This window comes from Aquiflexum gelatinilyticum (assembly GCF_024741135.1).
Lineage (GTDB): Bacteria > Bacteroidota > Bacteroidia > Cytophagales > Cyclobacteriaceae > Cognataquiflexum > Cognataquiflexum gelatinilyticum.
Genome location: NZ_JANSUY010000016.1, coordinates 14,979 through 28,958, shown reverse-complemented (window position 1 = coordinate 28,958; position 13,980 = coordinate 14,979). Strand labels below are relative to the sequence as shown.

The following is a 13,980-nucleotide window of genomic DNA, read 5'->3' as shown; positions in this document are numbered from 1 at the left end:
TGGTACTGGGGTTACACCCGGGAGAGTAGGCCGCCGCCACATTATTCAAAGCCTTTGGAGAATTCCAAAGGCTTTTTGTGTTTTATAGCCGCTCAACTTACCACTGTATTTTTCTGAACAACAAAGAAACAAAGGGGACAAAGACTTCAAAGACCGCAGTATAGTCGCCTCCACTTACGATCGCTATCTATGTTTGAAATGGAGCTTACCCTAGGTATAGATTCAATCTATACCTTTTTTTTAGTAGGATTTGCAATTCAAATAACCAAGAATTACCTTTCGTTTAACTAAATAGTCCAATTTCATCTTGATATCATCTTTGATAGAAGGAAAAAAAGGATATAGTTATAAAGACCACCCAGTCCAACACTAATTGCTATACTAGACCCGGAGGAGGGAAAATAAATTATGAATTGTCACATTAAGTTTATATTCCTATCAATCCATTTATTAATTGTTCAGATTTCATTTTCGCAAAAGACTGATATAACAAAAATAAATTTTCTTTCTCAAGAACGAACACCAGAGATAATCATTGATTATTTCGATAAGGTGGCGGATGGAAATTTTGACATAAAAGTATTCAAAGACCATCCTCAAATTTATAGCGATGGAGCTAGTGATGTGCTGATGATATATAAAGAAAGTGGTACTGGTTACTTGTACATCAACCAGACTGTTGAAACTACTATGGATAGTACAGATACACGCAAGGTGGAGTACTTTCTAAACAAAGAAGTGGTGGATAATTTTAAAACCGTTAAGAAATTAATTAAACTAAAGAAAAAAGATGTATTGTTAATAGATATAGATGACAGCCAAGAATTTAGCTTTGTTAAAGTTTATATCTCTGTGAAGTAGACTTCCCCACCGCAGGAGGATGAAAGACTTCAAATACCTCAATGTAGTCACCTCCACTTACGATCGCTATCTATTTTTTTTTAAATGGAGCAGGCGATAGGTGTAGATTCAACCTACACCTTTTTGTTTAGTAGAATTTGTAATTCAAATAACCAAGAATTACCTTTCGTTTGAGCGTTTGGTTTAAATAGTCCGTCATCGCAATACAATACTTAGCTGGGATAATGATGAAGAGATTAATGTCTATTTTGATTTTTATAATCATTTCAAGTTGTAATAATATGAGGAGTTTAAATTTTGGGGAAGATATAAATTACTTTGATGATGGTTTTATTGAACATTTTCCAAAAAAAATAAGATATCACAACTTATATCAAGCAATTTCTCAAAATATTTCAATTTCTCACCCTTATGTTTGGCTTAAATACTATCCTGATCAGACAGAACTAGATAGTATTGAAAATTCCGCAAAGGCATTATCTGTAGCAGTTTACAATTCAGAAGATAGTTGCCTCGTGGTTATTGATAAACATTTAACAGCTCAAAATTGGATTAAATATGATAAAAAAATCAGAAAACCGAGAAAAGTAGAAATTGGAGAACTAAATTGCTAAGAAGGAAAATATCCTGTCCCCAATTTTTTCAAAGAATGGATTTTTGAAACCAATTTGACTTTGACAAAACTGGAAGGGTATAAAATGTATGTGTTAGAATCCGAAAAAGGAATTTTTATGATTCCTGAGAAATTGCCAAATGGAGTATATACTCCCAAGGGTTGGGAACATGGCTATAGTAAGGGAGTTGCAATAAATAATGAAACAGGTGCTGTCATCTATTGGGCTGATATTTGGTAAAGAGATTTATTTTAGAAATATCTTTTTATACCCTTCAACTATAAAAAATTAAACTATATCCATCTGAGATTTTCCTCAGCTATGCAATCACCAACTCACCTCCACCATCACAGGAAAATGGTCTGAAGGGTATTTCATACCATAATTGTCTGTCAGGATTCCATGTCTCAGAACGGTGATATTTGGACTGACAAAAATATGGTCGATGATACCTTCGGGAAGTTTTTCCCAATTGAAACCATTGAATGTTCCCTGATTTCCGATTGAAGGTGTTTTTGAAATCAGCCTGCTGTCTTTCATATCAGAATTGTTAAGAACTGTCTGATACGCCGGATTGTCGGGCATGACATTGAAATCACCCATAAATACAACAGGAAGGTTTTCTGTATTGATTTCTTTGATTTTGCTGATCACCAATTTACTGCTCTCTTCTCTCGCTTTTTGACCGATATGGTCATAATGGATATTGAATATATAGAATTTTTTGCCTTCTTTATTTTCAAATTTCACCCAAGTGCAAACCCTATTCAACGCAGCATCCCATCCTTTTGAGGGCTTGTCCGGTGTTTCGGACAGCCAAAATGTGCTTTGATCCAAGACTTTTAGCTTTTCTGGATTGTAGAAAACCGCACTGAATTCTCCTTCTTTCCCGCCTTTGTCCCTGCCGACACCTACATATGGATAGCCCAATCCATTTTTGATTTCTTCAAGTTGATGGTACATCCCTTCTTGGGTTCCGATGATGTCCATTTTGTGAAATTTAATTTGATTAATCAAATGGGGCGCACGGTCCTTCCAAAGATTACCGATATCATTGGGATTGTCAAACCGGATATTATACGTCGCAATGTTCATGTTTTGGGCTAAGGAAAAGGTAACCGGAAAAGAATATGCTATAAAAAACAAGGCAACAAGAGAATAAACGCGAATTGAGGAAGGTATCATGGTCTTTGTAATTTTTGATTTCTAAATTTAGCAATTAAATAAAGGCCTTACCGAACCGTTAATAGAAACCGTTGTTATTATCTTAAAATTAAAAAATGAAGACCATCAACCCAAAAGACGTGTCGATTGCCCAATTCCACAGCTACCTGCTAGGTGCAGTGGCCCCTCGCCCGATTGCTTTTGCCAGCACAGTGGATAAGGATGGGAATGTCAATTTAAGCCCTTTCAGTTTCTTCAATGTTTTTGGTACCAATCCTCCTGTGTTGGTTTTTTCACCTTCCCGCAGGGTAAGGGACAACACCACCAAACATAGCCTTGAAAATGTATTGGAAGTGCCTGAAGTTGTCATCAACATCGTCAATTTTCCAATGGTAGAACAGATGTCTTTGGCAAGTACCGAATATGAAAAAGGAGTCAATGAATTTGTGAAATCCGGGTTTTCGGAAGCATCATCCGTTTTGGTAAAACCGCCAAGAGTGAAAGAAGCTCCTGTGGCTTTCGAGTGTAAAGTACTGCAAGTATTACCAATAGGTGAAGGAGGTGGATCGGCAAATTTGGTGATATGCGAAGTATTGTTGGCACATATATCCGAAGAGATTCTGGATGAAAACGGGCAGATTTCCCCGCATAAATTGGATGCTGTGGCAAGAATGGGAGGGGATTGGTATTGTAGAGCCCAAGGGGAAGCTTTATTTGAAATAGCCAAACCAATCAGGAATAAAGGCATTGGCGTTGATAATATTCCTCCACACATCAGGAACAGTTCCGTGTTGACAGGAAATAACCTTGGAAGATTGGGGAATTGTGAGCGACTTCCCGAACCCATCGAAATCCAACAATATTCTCAGGATGAAACGATACAGGAAATGAAATTAAGATTTAAAAATGATCCTGAAAGTTTTGATTTTCACCTTCACCAATATGCCAAAGAGGTATTGGAATCAGGGGATGTCCAAACTGCCTGGAAGATTTTGCTTCAAGAGCAAGAATAAAAAAAGGAGCGTTTAGCTCCTTTTTTTATTATCTGATAACGATGTCATACGGCATCCTGACCATCAAGCCTTCGTATTTTTTGACACTTTCTATCTGTTTGTAAATCGGATAAAAAGTTCCAAGCTGTTGTTTTTGATAGAATACCTGCACATCATTGGTAAACTCGCTTAGGAATCTTTCAAACCAAGGTCTTGTCTGAGGATAATAAACTACGCGGTAATCCTCAGCAACTCCGGCTTTTTCAGCAGCAATTTTGACCGCATCATCCAATCCACCCAAAACATCCACCAAACCATTCGCCAAGGCCTGATTACCTGACCAAACCCTACCCGATGCGACTTTCATGATTTCTTCTTTACTTTTGTTTCTCCCGTCCGCCACTCTAGTCAAAAAGATATCATATCCTTCCTCGACCTGTGCTTGGAAAATGTTTTTTTCCATTTCGGAAATCTTTCTTGTTGGGGTCAAAAAGTCTGAAAGTTCACCTGTCTTGACCACGTCTGTAGTGATTCCGAGCTTGTTGTTCAAGAGACCTTGGGCGTTGAACCACATCGCAAAAATCCCGATGGAACCTGTTATGGTATTTGGCTGTGCCACGATGGTGTCAGCGGCGGCAGCAATATAATATCCACCTGATGCGGCCACTTCACCCATAGAAGCGATGACCGGTTTTTCTTTGCTAGCCAAATCAAGCTCCCTCCAGATCACTTCAGAGGCCAAAGCAGATCCTCCGGGTGAGTTTACCCTCAAAACAATTGCCTTGACGTCTTTATTCTTTCTTGCATTTTTGATTTCTTCTTTGAATCTATCGGAAGCAATGACTCCTTCAGCTTTGCCGCTGACGATATCTCCTTCCGCTACGATTATGGCAATTCTGTTTTTGGAAGTCAGGTTTTTTGTCTTGGAAGCCCTGTTGATTCCGGTCATGTTGATGGTATTGATTTTATCTTCCTCACCCAGTCCGAGCTTTTCTTTCATCAGGTCAATCACCTGATCCTCATACCATAATCCGTCCACAAGTTTGTATTCCAAAGCATCGCTGAGCTTTCTGACCAACATCTTATTGTTGATCTCCGAAAGTGAATCCAAGGAAATACCCCTACTTTCGCTTATTTCATTCAAAGCAAAATTATTGAGGTCATTCAGAAAAGAAGCCGTCTGCATTCTGCTCGAATCACTCATTTTATCCAAAATAAAGGGTTCTACGGCACTTTTGAAATCTCCCACACGGAAAACCTGCGGCTCTATTTCAAGCTTTTCAAACATTCCTTTGAAGAATACCACTTCTGAAGCAAAGCCGTTGAATTCCATCAGGCCCGATGGGTTAATGTAGATGTCATCCGAAATAGAACTCAGAAAATAGCCTCCTTCAGTGTAATACTCGCCGTAACTCACAATGAACTTGCCGGAGGATTTGAAATCCTTAAGCGCATCTCTCAGTTCTTTGATTCCGGCCTGTCCGGCTGAAAATGTTCCGGCTTTGATAAAAATCCCTTTTACATTTTCATTTTCCTTTGCTGTTTCAATTGCCCTTTTTAATGAAGTAAGTCCGACTGTAGATACTCCTCCAAAAACGTTAAAGGATGAAAAATCAGGATCGTCCTCACTGCTTCTTTCGACTAGTTGACGTCCTTCGAGGTTCAATAAAAGTACGGTGTTTTCTTTCACATCTACATCACTTTCCGAGGAGGATGAAATGACCGCAATGATGCCGGCAAGAATAAAAAAACTCATTACCGAAAATATTAGCAAGCCAACAATGACTGCCAAAACGTTACCAAGAAATCTCATAATATTTAATTTTGATGGCTAAATTACTTCTTTTTTCTTTATGTTTATCCCAATACAAACCTTAACAGCGGAATGAATCAAGTGGTTTTTATATTAGGGGGGAATCTCGGTGACAGGTTAAGATTAATAGAGGGGAGTGTTGATTTGATGGTCTCTCATTTTGGTCCCATTACCCGCAAATCTTCCATTTTTGAAACCGCTGCTTGGGGTGGAAAATCTAACGGGAATTACCTCAATCAAGTTCTTGTGTTCAACACTTCATTTTTCCCTGAAGAGATTTTGGATGTTATTTTGGAGATAGAACTAAAAATGGGTAGAACAAGAGGAGAGAAGTGGGGTGACCGGACAATAGATATTGATATCCTTTACTTTGGCAATGAAAAATTCCAGTCCGAAAGACTTACTATTCCACATCCATTTCTACAGGAAAGAAGATTTGTTTTGGAACCATTGGCAGAAATTCTCCCTGATTTCGTACATCCCGTTTTAAACAAAACCAACCGAGAACTTTTAGAGAATTGTTTGGATAAATCTAGTGTGAAGATTTACACATAATGAAGAAGCCATCCCTAATTTGGAATGGCTTCCCATTTTTTCTTTCTATTTCAATTAGTTCAATTCAGTTTCTTGAGAATTCAATTAACCAATTAACCAATTAACCAATTAACCAATTAACCAATCCCCAACTTTAAATGCTGCTGACTTCGGCTTCTTTGTGGATTTTTTTAACCAAACCCTGAAGTACTTTCCCCGGACCACATTCCACAAAGTGAGTTGCGCCGTCCGCCACCATATTTTGAACAGACTGAGTCCATTTGACCGGTGCGGTCAGTTGGGCAATCAGGTTTTTCTTGATTTCTTCTACATTGCTTACACCTGATGTGCTTACGTTTTGATAAACAGGGCAGCTTGGTTGATGAAAAGTCGTAGACTCTATGGCTTTTCGAAGTTTCTCGCCGGCAGGTTCCATCAATGGGGAATGAAATGCCCCTCCGACAGGCAAAGGCAGTGCTCTTTTTGCACCGGCTTCTTTCATTTTTTCACAGGCTATTTCTATTCCTTTGTTTGTTCCGGAGATAACCAATTGCCCGGGACAATTGTAATTGGCAGGAACGACAATTTCCTCTTTGATCGAAGCGCAGATTTCTTCAACTTTTTCATCTTCAAGGCCCAAGATAGCGGCCATTCCGGAGGGATTGATTTCACAGGCTTCCTGCATAGCAAGTGCCCTTTGGTAAACCAATTTTAAACCATCCTCAAAGGCTAGAGTTCCATTGGCTACCAAAGCGGAAAATTCTCCCAAAGAGTGACCTGCCACCATATTTGGACTGAAATCAAGAGATGTTTTGGCGAGAATTACTGAATGCAAAAAGATGGCCGGCTGGGTTACTTTGGTCTGTTTCAGTTCCTCATCCGAACCTTCAAACATGATGTCAGAAATCCGGAAACCCAAGATTTCATTGGCTTTTTCGAAAAGCTTTTTAGCATCTTCATTGCTTTCATACAGGTCTTTTCCCATACCTGAAAACTGTGCGCCCTGTCCAGGAAAAACGTATGCTTTCATAATTTGCGGTTTATTTAGGTTAACAAAGGGCAAATATATCAAAAAAAAATGGCCTGAGGTTTAGGCCATTTCTTGAAAGTATCTGATATATCCGGTTAAGAATTTACTTCTGAATGATGGAAATCTCCCAAATTATAAATTTCCATGATGTCTTTTAATATCGCTTGAAAATCAATGTTTAGGTCTATCAACTTACCCGTTTTAATATCAAAAACCCATCCATGAACCTTCAAGTCTCTTTCTTTGATTGCTTTTTGAACAGCAGCAGTTTTTATGAGATTGACACATTGTTCCTGCACGTTCAGTTCTACCAGCCTGTTGTATTTCTCATTTTCATCTTCAATGGCAGTCAATTCCTTTTTATGAATGCGGTACACATCCCTGATATTTCTTAGCCAAGGATTAAGGATCCCGAGATCTGCCGCATTCATTGCCGCTTTGACCCCACCACAGAAATAATGGCCGCAGACTACCACGTGGTTTACTCCAAGGTTATTGACAGCATAGTTCAAAACAGACATCACATTGAGGTCAATGCTGATCACCATATTTGCGATGTTCCTATGGACAAAAACCTCCCCAGGTTGAACTCCCATCAAATCCTCAGCGGTAACCCTGCTGTCAGAGCAGCCTATGTATAAAATATCCGGGTTTTGTCCTTTGGACAAATCTTCAAAATAGTTCGGGTCAATCTCAAGTTTTGAGGTGATCCAGTTTTGGTTGTTTTCAAAAACTCTGCTTATATCCATTTTTTTTAAATAATTACAATGAATGATCTTTTTCAAGATAAAAAGAAAACTTTATAGCGTCGGTTATTTTTTAACGTTTCGGTAAAATTTCAATTTGAAAATCACAAAAATTTCTCCCTTTCCATTGAATTTGGGATTCTACAGGTTTGTTTTTTACCAAACCATTTATACCTGTTTTTTGCAATCCAATCATATATCGGATCCCGAATAACCGATGGAACAATGTTAAAAACATACAAAATTGGCCAAAATCCCCCTAGGTTTTTGGTAATTTCCAGTGCTGCTTTGCTTTTATAAAATACTTCATCCCCTCTGAGCAAAATGATAGAATCAATATAACCCTCATTTATTTTATAATCTTTTAATATTGATTTGGTCGCATTATCCTGTAATGCCCCAAACTTAAAGCGGTCATTTTTGTCCCTGCGGATAACAAAATCGACGGCGCTATTGCACAAATTGCAAACGCCGTCGAAAAGAATAATGTCGAACCTATCTTGGATTCTCATCGGATGATTTGAACTGTCCCTTTGAATTTTTCCTCTTTCCTGGCAGGATCCAAAACATCATATTTGACAGTTGCAGTGTAGAAATAGGTGCCTGATGGCAATTCGTTGTTGTTTTTATCAGTACCGTCCCATCTGATGTAGATGTCATTTTCATTGGAAGAGAGGCTGTTGTAGTTGAAGACCTCAACACCCCATCTGTTGACGATAAATATTTCGACTCCCAATACGAATCTAGGACATTTGGAAAATGGATTGTCGAAGGCCATGAAAGTCTCGTTGATTCCATCTCCGTTTGGCGTAAAGGCATTTGGGAGAAAATAACTTGGGCAATTGTCTACACAGACAATGTTGCTTGGTTCGCTTTCATTTCCCGATCTATCCACCGCAGTAATATAATAGCACCCTCTGTAATTGGGAAGATCCTGAATAAGGGCATCTCTTTCAAAGGCTGAGTAGGTTCCGACCAAATCGAATTGTCCATCTTCCCCTTCTGAAGTAAAGTATAACCTAAATGCGCTCAGTTCATCATCACAGACTCCGCTAAAATCAGGTTCCCAACTGAGTTCATGCTCAAAAGTATTATTGCCACAGCCTTTGTCCGCCAAGTACTCTGTACATTCCGGACCTTCAAAGACTAACACAGGAGGACAAGGCAACCGATCATCATCAGGTCTGGCACAGATTACTTGGGATTTGTTTTCCAAAGGATATTCTATCAGATCTACATTATAGGCGCCTTTTGTGATCACGTAATAGCAATATTCTGTATCTTTTTTCAAAGTTACGCCATTATGTCTTCCATCATCGAAGTAGGTAAAACCTGCAATGGTAGGATCAACTTCCGCTATCAACTCAAAGGTATTTTCATCCAAAGCATCAGGATCATTCCTGTTTCGGTATACTTCATGTTTGTATTGGGAAATAGAATTGTTCCATGGTGTATTGAATAGCCACTTTAACTCAATTGCTTCATTGATGATCACCAAATCCAATCTTACCGAAGAAGCAGAACTTGAACTGTCTATAGTGGTATTATTTTCTTTTAGAATGACCTTATAGTTATATACCAGATTTTCAGTATTCAAACCTGTATCTGTGAAGGAAGTATCTGAGGTACTGATTACCGAAACCCTATTTTGGCTTCCTGTAAAGCCATTGTTCCTCATCAACTCATAGGTGAAAGGACCTGGGAATTGGGTTCTGTCTATGTCATAAGGAGGAGTCCATTTCACAAAAATCTGACCTGATTCGGTGTCAGTGGCTTCCACGCTGACATTGGTAATCAATGGGACATCGACATCAATGGTTATACAGATTTCTTCTGATACAATACTTTCACCGGATCTTGGACTTGGGAATGCCGCGACCAACCTGTAGCAATAGGTATTCCCTGGAGCAAGACCATCTCCCATATTGGTGTCCAGAAAATCGAAAGTAGCCATGTCCGTTGTCCCTACCAACTCATATCCGGATCTTATTCCTGTCTCACAGGAGTCCGGTTCATAGGGATCGGAATTGATTCTTCTCCAAACCTGCATGGTTTGGGCTGAGCTGCTACAAGAGTATGGTGCCCATTCCACGTTGACAGCCCTTCCTTGTTGTTGTTCGATATTGTCTAGAACAGGAGGCGGGCCGATTACTTTGATATTCCAAGTTTTGATATCCACCAAGGCAGGGCCTGATCTAGGCTGATCAGTGATTCTAATCCTTACCTGATAATCTCTTTCTCTGATATGACTACAGATAGTTTGCCATTCAAAATTGATCACGCCCGGAGTAATCTGGAATACTGATTCCGGAGTATAGGTGGCCGGCGAACTCAAAATTTCTACAGGATCTCCAAAAACCTCAATTTTGATCGGGTCCCCATCAGGATCAGAACCTTGGATAATTTCTTCTATTTTGGTACCTGCGACCACACATAGGTCATCGGGAAGAATCAATACCGGCCGGTTGTTGTTGGAGTTTTCGATGATAATCTGCATATCCCTCACCACATAGCCTATGATTTGCCATTCCCCGGCGATTCTACGCCATTCATTGATCCGGAATGCCACATTATATTGTCCTGCAAGGCCCGGTGCATCCCAGACCAAGTCCCCGGTGATGGGGTCCACTGTCAAAAATGGGTTTGGTGAACCATCTTCTCTATTAAAGCTGAATTCTGAGGTAGCAGGACTTCTGTAATTATTGACAGGTCTCTGGAAATTCTGTTTTGGAATGTCAAGGCTGTATGACAAGCTATCCCCATCAGGATCAAAAGCACCGGGATTATGAATAAAACGCCTATTGACAGCTCCATTATCTACCGGGGGAATAGTCAAAACAGGCGAATTGTTCACACCGATAAAAGGATCAATGGTAATCTGGGTTTCTACATAAAATGGAGTCTCCACCGAATTGTCCATATTCAGTGTAAGGTCATTTCTATTGAATTCCCTAAACCAAATGGTATATTTTCCGGGTCCCTGAAATGTATGCTCAATAACAAAGGTGTTTTTTTCGATTTGATTTCCTAAAGCTTCTACCAATTGAAAGTCACTTTCTGTATTGAGACTTACTTCTCTTCCATCACCAAAATTGATAAAGCCAGGTCCAAACTCCACGCTTGATCTGGTATCAGTATAACCTACAACAGTGATTTTATAGGTCAATGTCTGTACCGATACCCGCTCTGCGGTGATCTCACCTGCTCGGATGTGAGTGGCATATGCCTGGGTGACAGAAAGGATTAAAATACAAAGGGAAAATAAAAATGAATATTTAAATCTCATGCAGGTAGAATTTGATCATCAAGTTATACGAAAATAAATAAATCAGGACGAAATTTTTCACTTAAATCAAACAATAAAAATAAACATATGGTTAGAGTAATGTCCTAATAGACCAAAAATAACAGCTTAAAAAAGTCTATTTAGAATAATTTAAAATAAGTTCAATCGATTGCTATTGGATTGTTTGCTAACCTTTCCAAATGTAAATTTGGCACCGAAGTTTAAAAACCTATTTTCAATCGAACACTTAAGAAAAATCATATGAGTTGGGTATCAAAAACCTTAAGCAGCACCTTGGGCAGAAAATTACTTATGGCCCTAACCGGTTTGTTTCTAATATTATTTTTGGTTGTCCACTTGATTGGTAACCTGCAGCTATTATTGCCGGATAACGGCGAATCCTTTAATCTTTATGCTGATAGCATGGCGCATAATCCGCTTATCAGGGTGGTTTCTATAGGCAACTTCGCATTTATTCTTTTGCATGTAATCTATTCTATAATACTGTCCAAACACAACAAAAATTCAAGACCTGTTGACTATGCAGTAAGTAAAGCATCAACAAGTAGTACTTGGTCTTCGAGGAATATGGGGATTCTTGGGACTGTGATCCTGATTTTCTTATTGGTTCACCTCAAAGGGTTTTATTACGAAATCAAATTCGGTGAAATGCCAATGGTTGATTATGAAGGAGTGACTTACAAAAATGTCTTTGCGATAGTTGCAGCGGCATATTCAAATGTTTTGTATGTTGTCTTTTATGTGATCGCTATGGGTTTTCTAGGCTTTCACCTTTCTCATGGTTTTTCAAGTGCCTTTCAGACGCTTGGTCTAAACCACGTGAAATATTCTCCCTTGATCCAAAAAGTAGGTTTTGGCTTTGCAATTGTAGTTCCGGCCCTATTCGCCTTGATTCCTATTATGATGTACATCCAATCCCTTTGATCGGATGTGAATTGAAATGAATGTAGAAAATTAAATCTGACCTAGATGATACTTGATTCTAAAATACCTGAAGGCCCATTGGCAGAAAAATGGACCAAACATAAATTTAATGTGAAGTTGGTCAACCCGGCCAACAAAAGGAAATATGATGTCATTGTTGTGGGGACAGGTTTGGCAGGTGCTTCGGCGGCTGCTTCTTTGGCGGAGTTGGGATACAATGTCAAAGCGTTTTGTTTCCAGGACAGTCCTAGAAGAGCGCATTCAATTGCCGCTCAGGGTGGAATCAATGCTGCCAAAAACTATCAAAATGATGGGGACTCAGTATACAGATTGTTCTACGATACTGTCAAAGGCGGTGATTACAGGGCAAGAGAAGCCAATGTTTACAGGTTGGCTGAGGTTTCTGTAAAGATTATTGATCAATGTGTGGCTCAAGGTGTTCCATTTGCACGTGAATATGGAGGATTGCTAGCCAACCGTTCATTTGGGGGGGCACAGGTTTCCAGGACTTTTTATGCAAGAGGCCAAACTGGTCAGCAGTTGCTTTTGGGTGCTTATTCGGCATTGAGCCGTCAGGTTGCCAATGGCAAAGTGAAATTATATCCACGAACTGAAATGATGGATGTGGTGACTATCGATGGGAAAGCAAGGGGAATCATCACCCGTAATCTGATCACAGGTGCCATCGAATCTCACTCAGCACATGCGGTTTTGCTTTGTACAGGTGGATATGGAAACGTTTTCTTCCTATCTACCAATGCCATGGGGTCAAACGTCACTGCGGCATGGAGAGCACATAAAAAAGGAGCCTTGATGGCAAACCCGTGTTTTACTCAGATTCATCCGACATGTATTCCGGTTTCAGGAGATCATCAGTCCAAATTGACCTTGATGTCCGAATCTTTGAGAAACGATGGAAGAGTATGGGTACCTGCTACTCAAGAAACAGCTGAAAAACTTAGAAAAGGCCAAATCAAGGCTAACGATATCAAAGAGGAAGACAGGGATTATTTCTTGGAAAGAAAATATCCTTCTTTTGGTAACCTTGTGCCAAGAGATGTGGCATCACGAAATGCAAAATATGTTTGTGATGAAGGAAGAGGAGTAAATGAAACCGGAGAAGCTGTTTTCTTGGATTTCAGAGATGCCATCAAAAGAGACGGGAAAGACATCATCAGTGCTAAGTATGGCAACCTTTTCGATATGTATCAGCAGATAACCGGAGAAAATCCCTATGAAATGCCGATGATGATTTATCCTGCAGTCCACTATACAATGGGAGGACTCTGGGTAGATTATAATCTCATGACCAATGTCCCTGGCTTGTATGCTTTGGGTGAAGCCAACTTCTCTGACCACGGAGCAAACAGATTGGGAGCATCTGCCTTGATGCAGGGACTTGCCGATGGATATTTTGTGATCCCTTATACTATCGGTGATTATTTGGCACAAAATCCTGCCGGAAAAATCGGAACAGACCATCCGGAATTCCAAAAAGCAGAGAAAGAAATCAAAGATAGAATCCAAAAGCTTCTGAGCATAAAAGGTCAAAAAACAATAGACCATTTCCATAAGAGATTGGGCAAGATTATGTGGGATTATTGCGGAATGGCCAGAACCGAAGAAGGTTTGAAAAAAGCCAAAGCAATGATAAAAGAACTGAAAGCAGAGTTTTGGTCTAATGTCAATGTACTTGGTGACAATGAAGAACTCAACCAATCCCTTGAAAAAGCACATAGGGTTGCTGATTTCATTGAATTAGGGGAACTGATGGTCGATGATGCCTTGAACAGAAATGAATCTTGTGGTGGACACTTTAGGGAAGAGTACCAGACGCCTGAAGGTGAAGCTTTAAGAGATGATGAAAACTTCGCTTATGTAGCAGCTTGGAAATATCTGGGCGAAGGTCAGGAAGAAGAATTGGTCAAAGAACCATTGATCTTCGAAAATGTAAAACTGACCCAAAGAAGTTATAAGTAAACCAGACGCATTAAA

General features: G+C 39.5%; 13 protein-coding genes. 7 read left to right on the top strand and 6 right to left on the bottom strand.

What is annotated here, in order from left to right:
* The first annotated feature begins 408 nt into the window (after window positions 1-408).
* The 3 genes from NU887_RS16310 (at window position 409) to NU887_RS16300 (ending at window position 1,715) form a co-directional block, all read left to right on the top strand.
* On the top strand, window positions 409-861 hold the full coding sequence (locus tag NU887_RS16310) for a hypothetical protein (RefSeq protein ID WP_258424451.1): 453 nt from the start codon (window positions 409-411) through the stop codon (window positions 859-861).
* Window positions 862-1,085: 224 nt separating this feature from the next.
* Window positions 1,086-1,475 (top strand): hypothetical protein, encoded by a 390-nt coding sequence (locus NU887_RS16305; RefSeq protein ID WP_258424450.1) that lies wholly within the window; start codon window positions 1,086-1,088, stop codon window positions 1,473-1,475.
* Between the two features lie 60 nt (window positions 1,476-1,535).
* Entirely contained in the window at window positions 1,536-1,715 is a 180-nt protein-coding gene (locus NU887_RS16300; RefSeq protein WP_258424449.1) for a hypothetical protein, read from the top strand.
* An 87-nt stretch (window positions 1,716-1,802) separates the two neighbouring features.
* On the opposite strand, the gene NU887_RS16295 is transcribed toward NU887_RS16300, so the two are convergent.
* Complete coding sequence (locus tag NU887_RS16295) at window positions 1,803-2,660, bottom strand: endonuclease/exonuclease/phosphatase family protein (protein WP_258424448.1); 858 nt, start codon at window positions 2,658-2,660, stop codon at window positions 1,803-1,805.
* Between the two features lie 95 nt (window positions 2,661-2,755).
* On the opposite strand from NU887_RS16295, the gene NU887_RS16290 reads away from it, so the two are divergent.
* A complete protein-coding gene (locus tag NU887_RS16290) occupies window positions 2,756-3,652 on the top strand; it encodes a flavin reductase family protein (RefSeq protein WP_258424447.1) in 897 nt (298 codons plus the stop codon).
* Between the two features lie 28 nt (window positions 3,653-3,680).
* Here NU887_RS16290 and sppA read toward each other — a convergent pair whose 3' ends face one another.
* Entirely contained in the window at window positions 3,681-5,444 is a 1,764-nt protein-coding gene (sppA, locus tag NU887_RS16285; protein WP_258424446.1) for a signal peptide peptidase SppA, read from the bottom strand.
* Window positions 5,445-5,516: 72 nt separating this feature from the next.
* Here sppA and folK point away from each other — a divergent pair, with 72 nt between their 5' ends.
* Window positions 5,517-5,999, top strand: a complete 483-nt coding sequence (gene folK, locus NU887_RS16280; RefSeq protein WP_258424445.1) for a 2-amino-4-hydroxy-6-hydroxymethyldihydropteridine diphosphokinase — start codon at window positions 5,517-5,519, stop codon at window positions 5,997-5,999.
* 133 nt (window positions 6,000-6,132) lie between these two features.
* On the opposite strand, the gene fabD is transcribed toward folK, so the two are convergent.
* The 4 genes from fabD to NU887_RS16260 all read right to left on the bottom strand — a co-directional run bounded on the left by fabD (window position 6,133) and on the right by NU887_RS16260 (window position 11,040).
* Window positions 6,133-7,008 (bottom strand): ACP S-malonyltransferase, encoded by an 876-nt coding sequence (gene fabD / locus NU887_RS16275; protein WP_258424444.1) that lies wholly within the window; start codon window positions 7,006-7,008, stop codon window positions 6,133-6,135.
* A gap of 95 nt (window positions 7,009-7,103) precedes the next feature.
* Window positions 7,104-7,757, bottom strand: a complete 654-nt coding sequence (locus NU887_RS16270) for a carbonic anhydrase (RefSeq protein ID WP_258424443.1) — start codon at window positions 7,755-7,757, stop codon at window positions 7,104-7,106.
* Between the two features lie 101 nt (window positions 7,758-7,858).
* Window positions 7,859-8,266 carry a thiol-disulfide oxidoreductase DCC family protein gene (locus tag NU887_RS16265; RefSeq protein ID WP_258424442.1) on the bottom strand — a complete coding sequence of 136 codons (408 nt, stop codon included), beginning with the start codon at window positions 8,264-8,266 and terminating at the stop codon, window positions 7,859-7,861.
* A complete protein-coding gene (locus NU887_RS16260) occupies window positions 8,263-11,040 on the bottom strand; it encodes a T9SS type B sorting domain-containing protein (RefSeq protein ID WP_258424441.1) in 2,778 nt (925 codons plus the stop codon). Before NU887_RS16260 ends, NU887_RS16265 begins: the two co-directional genes overlap by 4 nt.
* Before the next feature lie 261 nt (window positions 11,041-11,301).
* On the opposite strand from NU887_RS16260, the gene NU887_RS16255 reads away from it, so the two are divergent.
* Together NU887_RS16255 and NU887_RS16250 are read left to right on the top strand one after the other, a co-directional pair.
* Window positions 11,302-11,985, top strand: coding sequence for a succinate dehydrogenase cytochrome b subunit (locus NU887_RS16255; RefSeq protein WP_258424440.1), 684 nt, complete (start codon window positions 11,302-11,304; stop codon window positions 11,983-11,985).
* Between the two features lie 45 nt (window positions 11,986-12,030).
* Window positions 12,031-13,965: a fumarate reductase/succinate dehydrogenase flavoprotein subunit gene (locus tag NU887_RS16250; RefSeq protein ID WP_258424439.1), complete on the top strand. Its 1,935-nt coding sequence runs from the start codon at window positions 12,031-12,033 to the stop codon at window positions 13,963-13,965.
* Window positions 13,966-13,980 lie beyond the last annotated feature (15 nt).

Excerpts from the sequence above, each read along its gene's own strand:
- NU887_RS16255 (WP_258424440.1), top strand. The coding sequence starts at position 11,302 with ATGAGTTGGGTATCAAAAACCTTAAGCAGCACCTTGGGCAGAAAATTA.
- NU887_RS16305 (WP_258424450.1), top strand. The coding sequence starts at position 1,086 with ATGATGAAGAGATTAATGTCTATTTTGATTTTTATAATCATTTCAAGT.
- fabD (WP_258424444.1), bottom strand. The coding sequence starts at position 7,008 with ATGAAAGCATACGTTTTTCCTGGACAGGGCGCACAGTTTTCAGGTATG.
- NU887_RS16250 (WP_258424439.1), top strand. The coding sequence starts at position 12,031 with ATGATACTTGATTCTAAAATACCTGAAGGCCCATTGGCAGAAAAATGG.
- folK (WP_258424445.1), top strand. The coding sequence starts at position 5,517 with ATGAATCAAGTGGTTTTTATATTAGGGGGGAATCTCGGTGACAGGTTA.
- sppA (WP_258424446.1), bottom strand. The coding sequence starts at position 5,444 with ATGAGATTTCTTGGTAACGTTTTGGCAGTCATTGTTGGCTTGCTAATA.
- NU887_RS16290 (WP_258424447.1), top strand. The coding sequence starts at position 2,756 with ATGAAGACCATCAACCCAAAAGACGTGTCGATTGCCCAATTCCACAGC.
- NU887_RS16295 (WP_258424448.1), bottom strand. The coding sequence starts at position 2,660 with ATGATACCTTCCTCAATTCGCGTTTATTCTCTTGTTGCCTTGTTTTTT.
- NU887_RS16310 (WP_258424451.1), top strand. The coding sequence starts at position 409 with ATGAATTGTCACATTAAGTTTATATTCCTATCAATCCATTTATTAATT.
- NU887_RS16260 (WP_258424441.1), bottom strand. The coding sequence starts at position 11,040 with ATGAGATTTAAATATTCATTTTTATTTTCCCTTTGTATTTTAATCCTT.
- NU887_RS16265 (WP_258424442.1), bottom strand. The coding sequence starts at position 8,266 with ATGAGAATCCAAGATAGGTTCGACATTATTCTTTTCGACGGCGTTTGC.
- NU887_RS16270 (WP_258424443.1), bottom strand. The coding sequence starts at position 7,757 with ATGGATATAAGCAGAGTTTTTGAAAACAACCAAAACTGGATCACCTCA.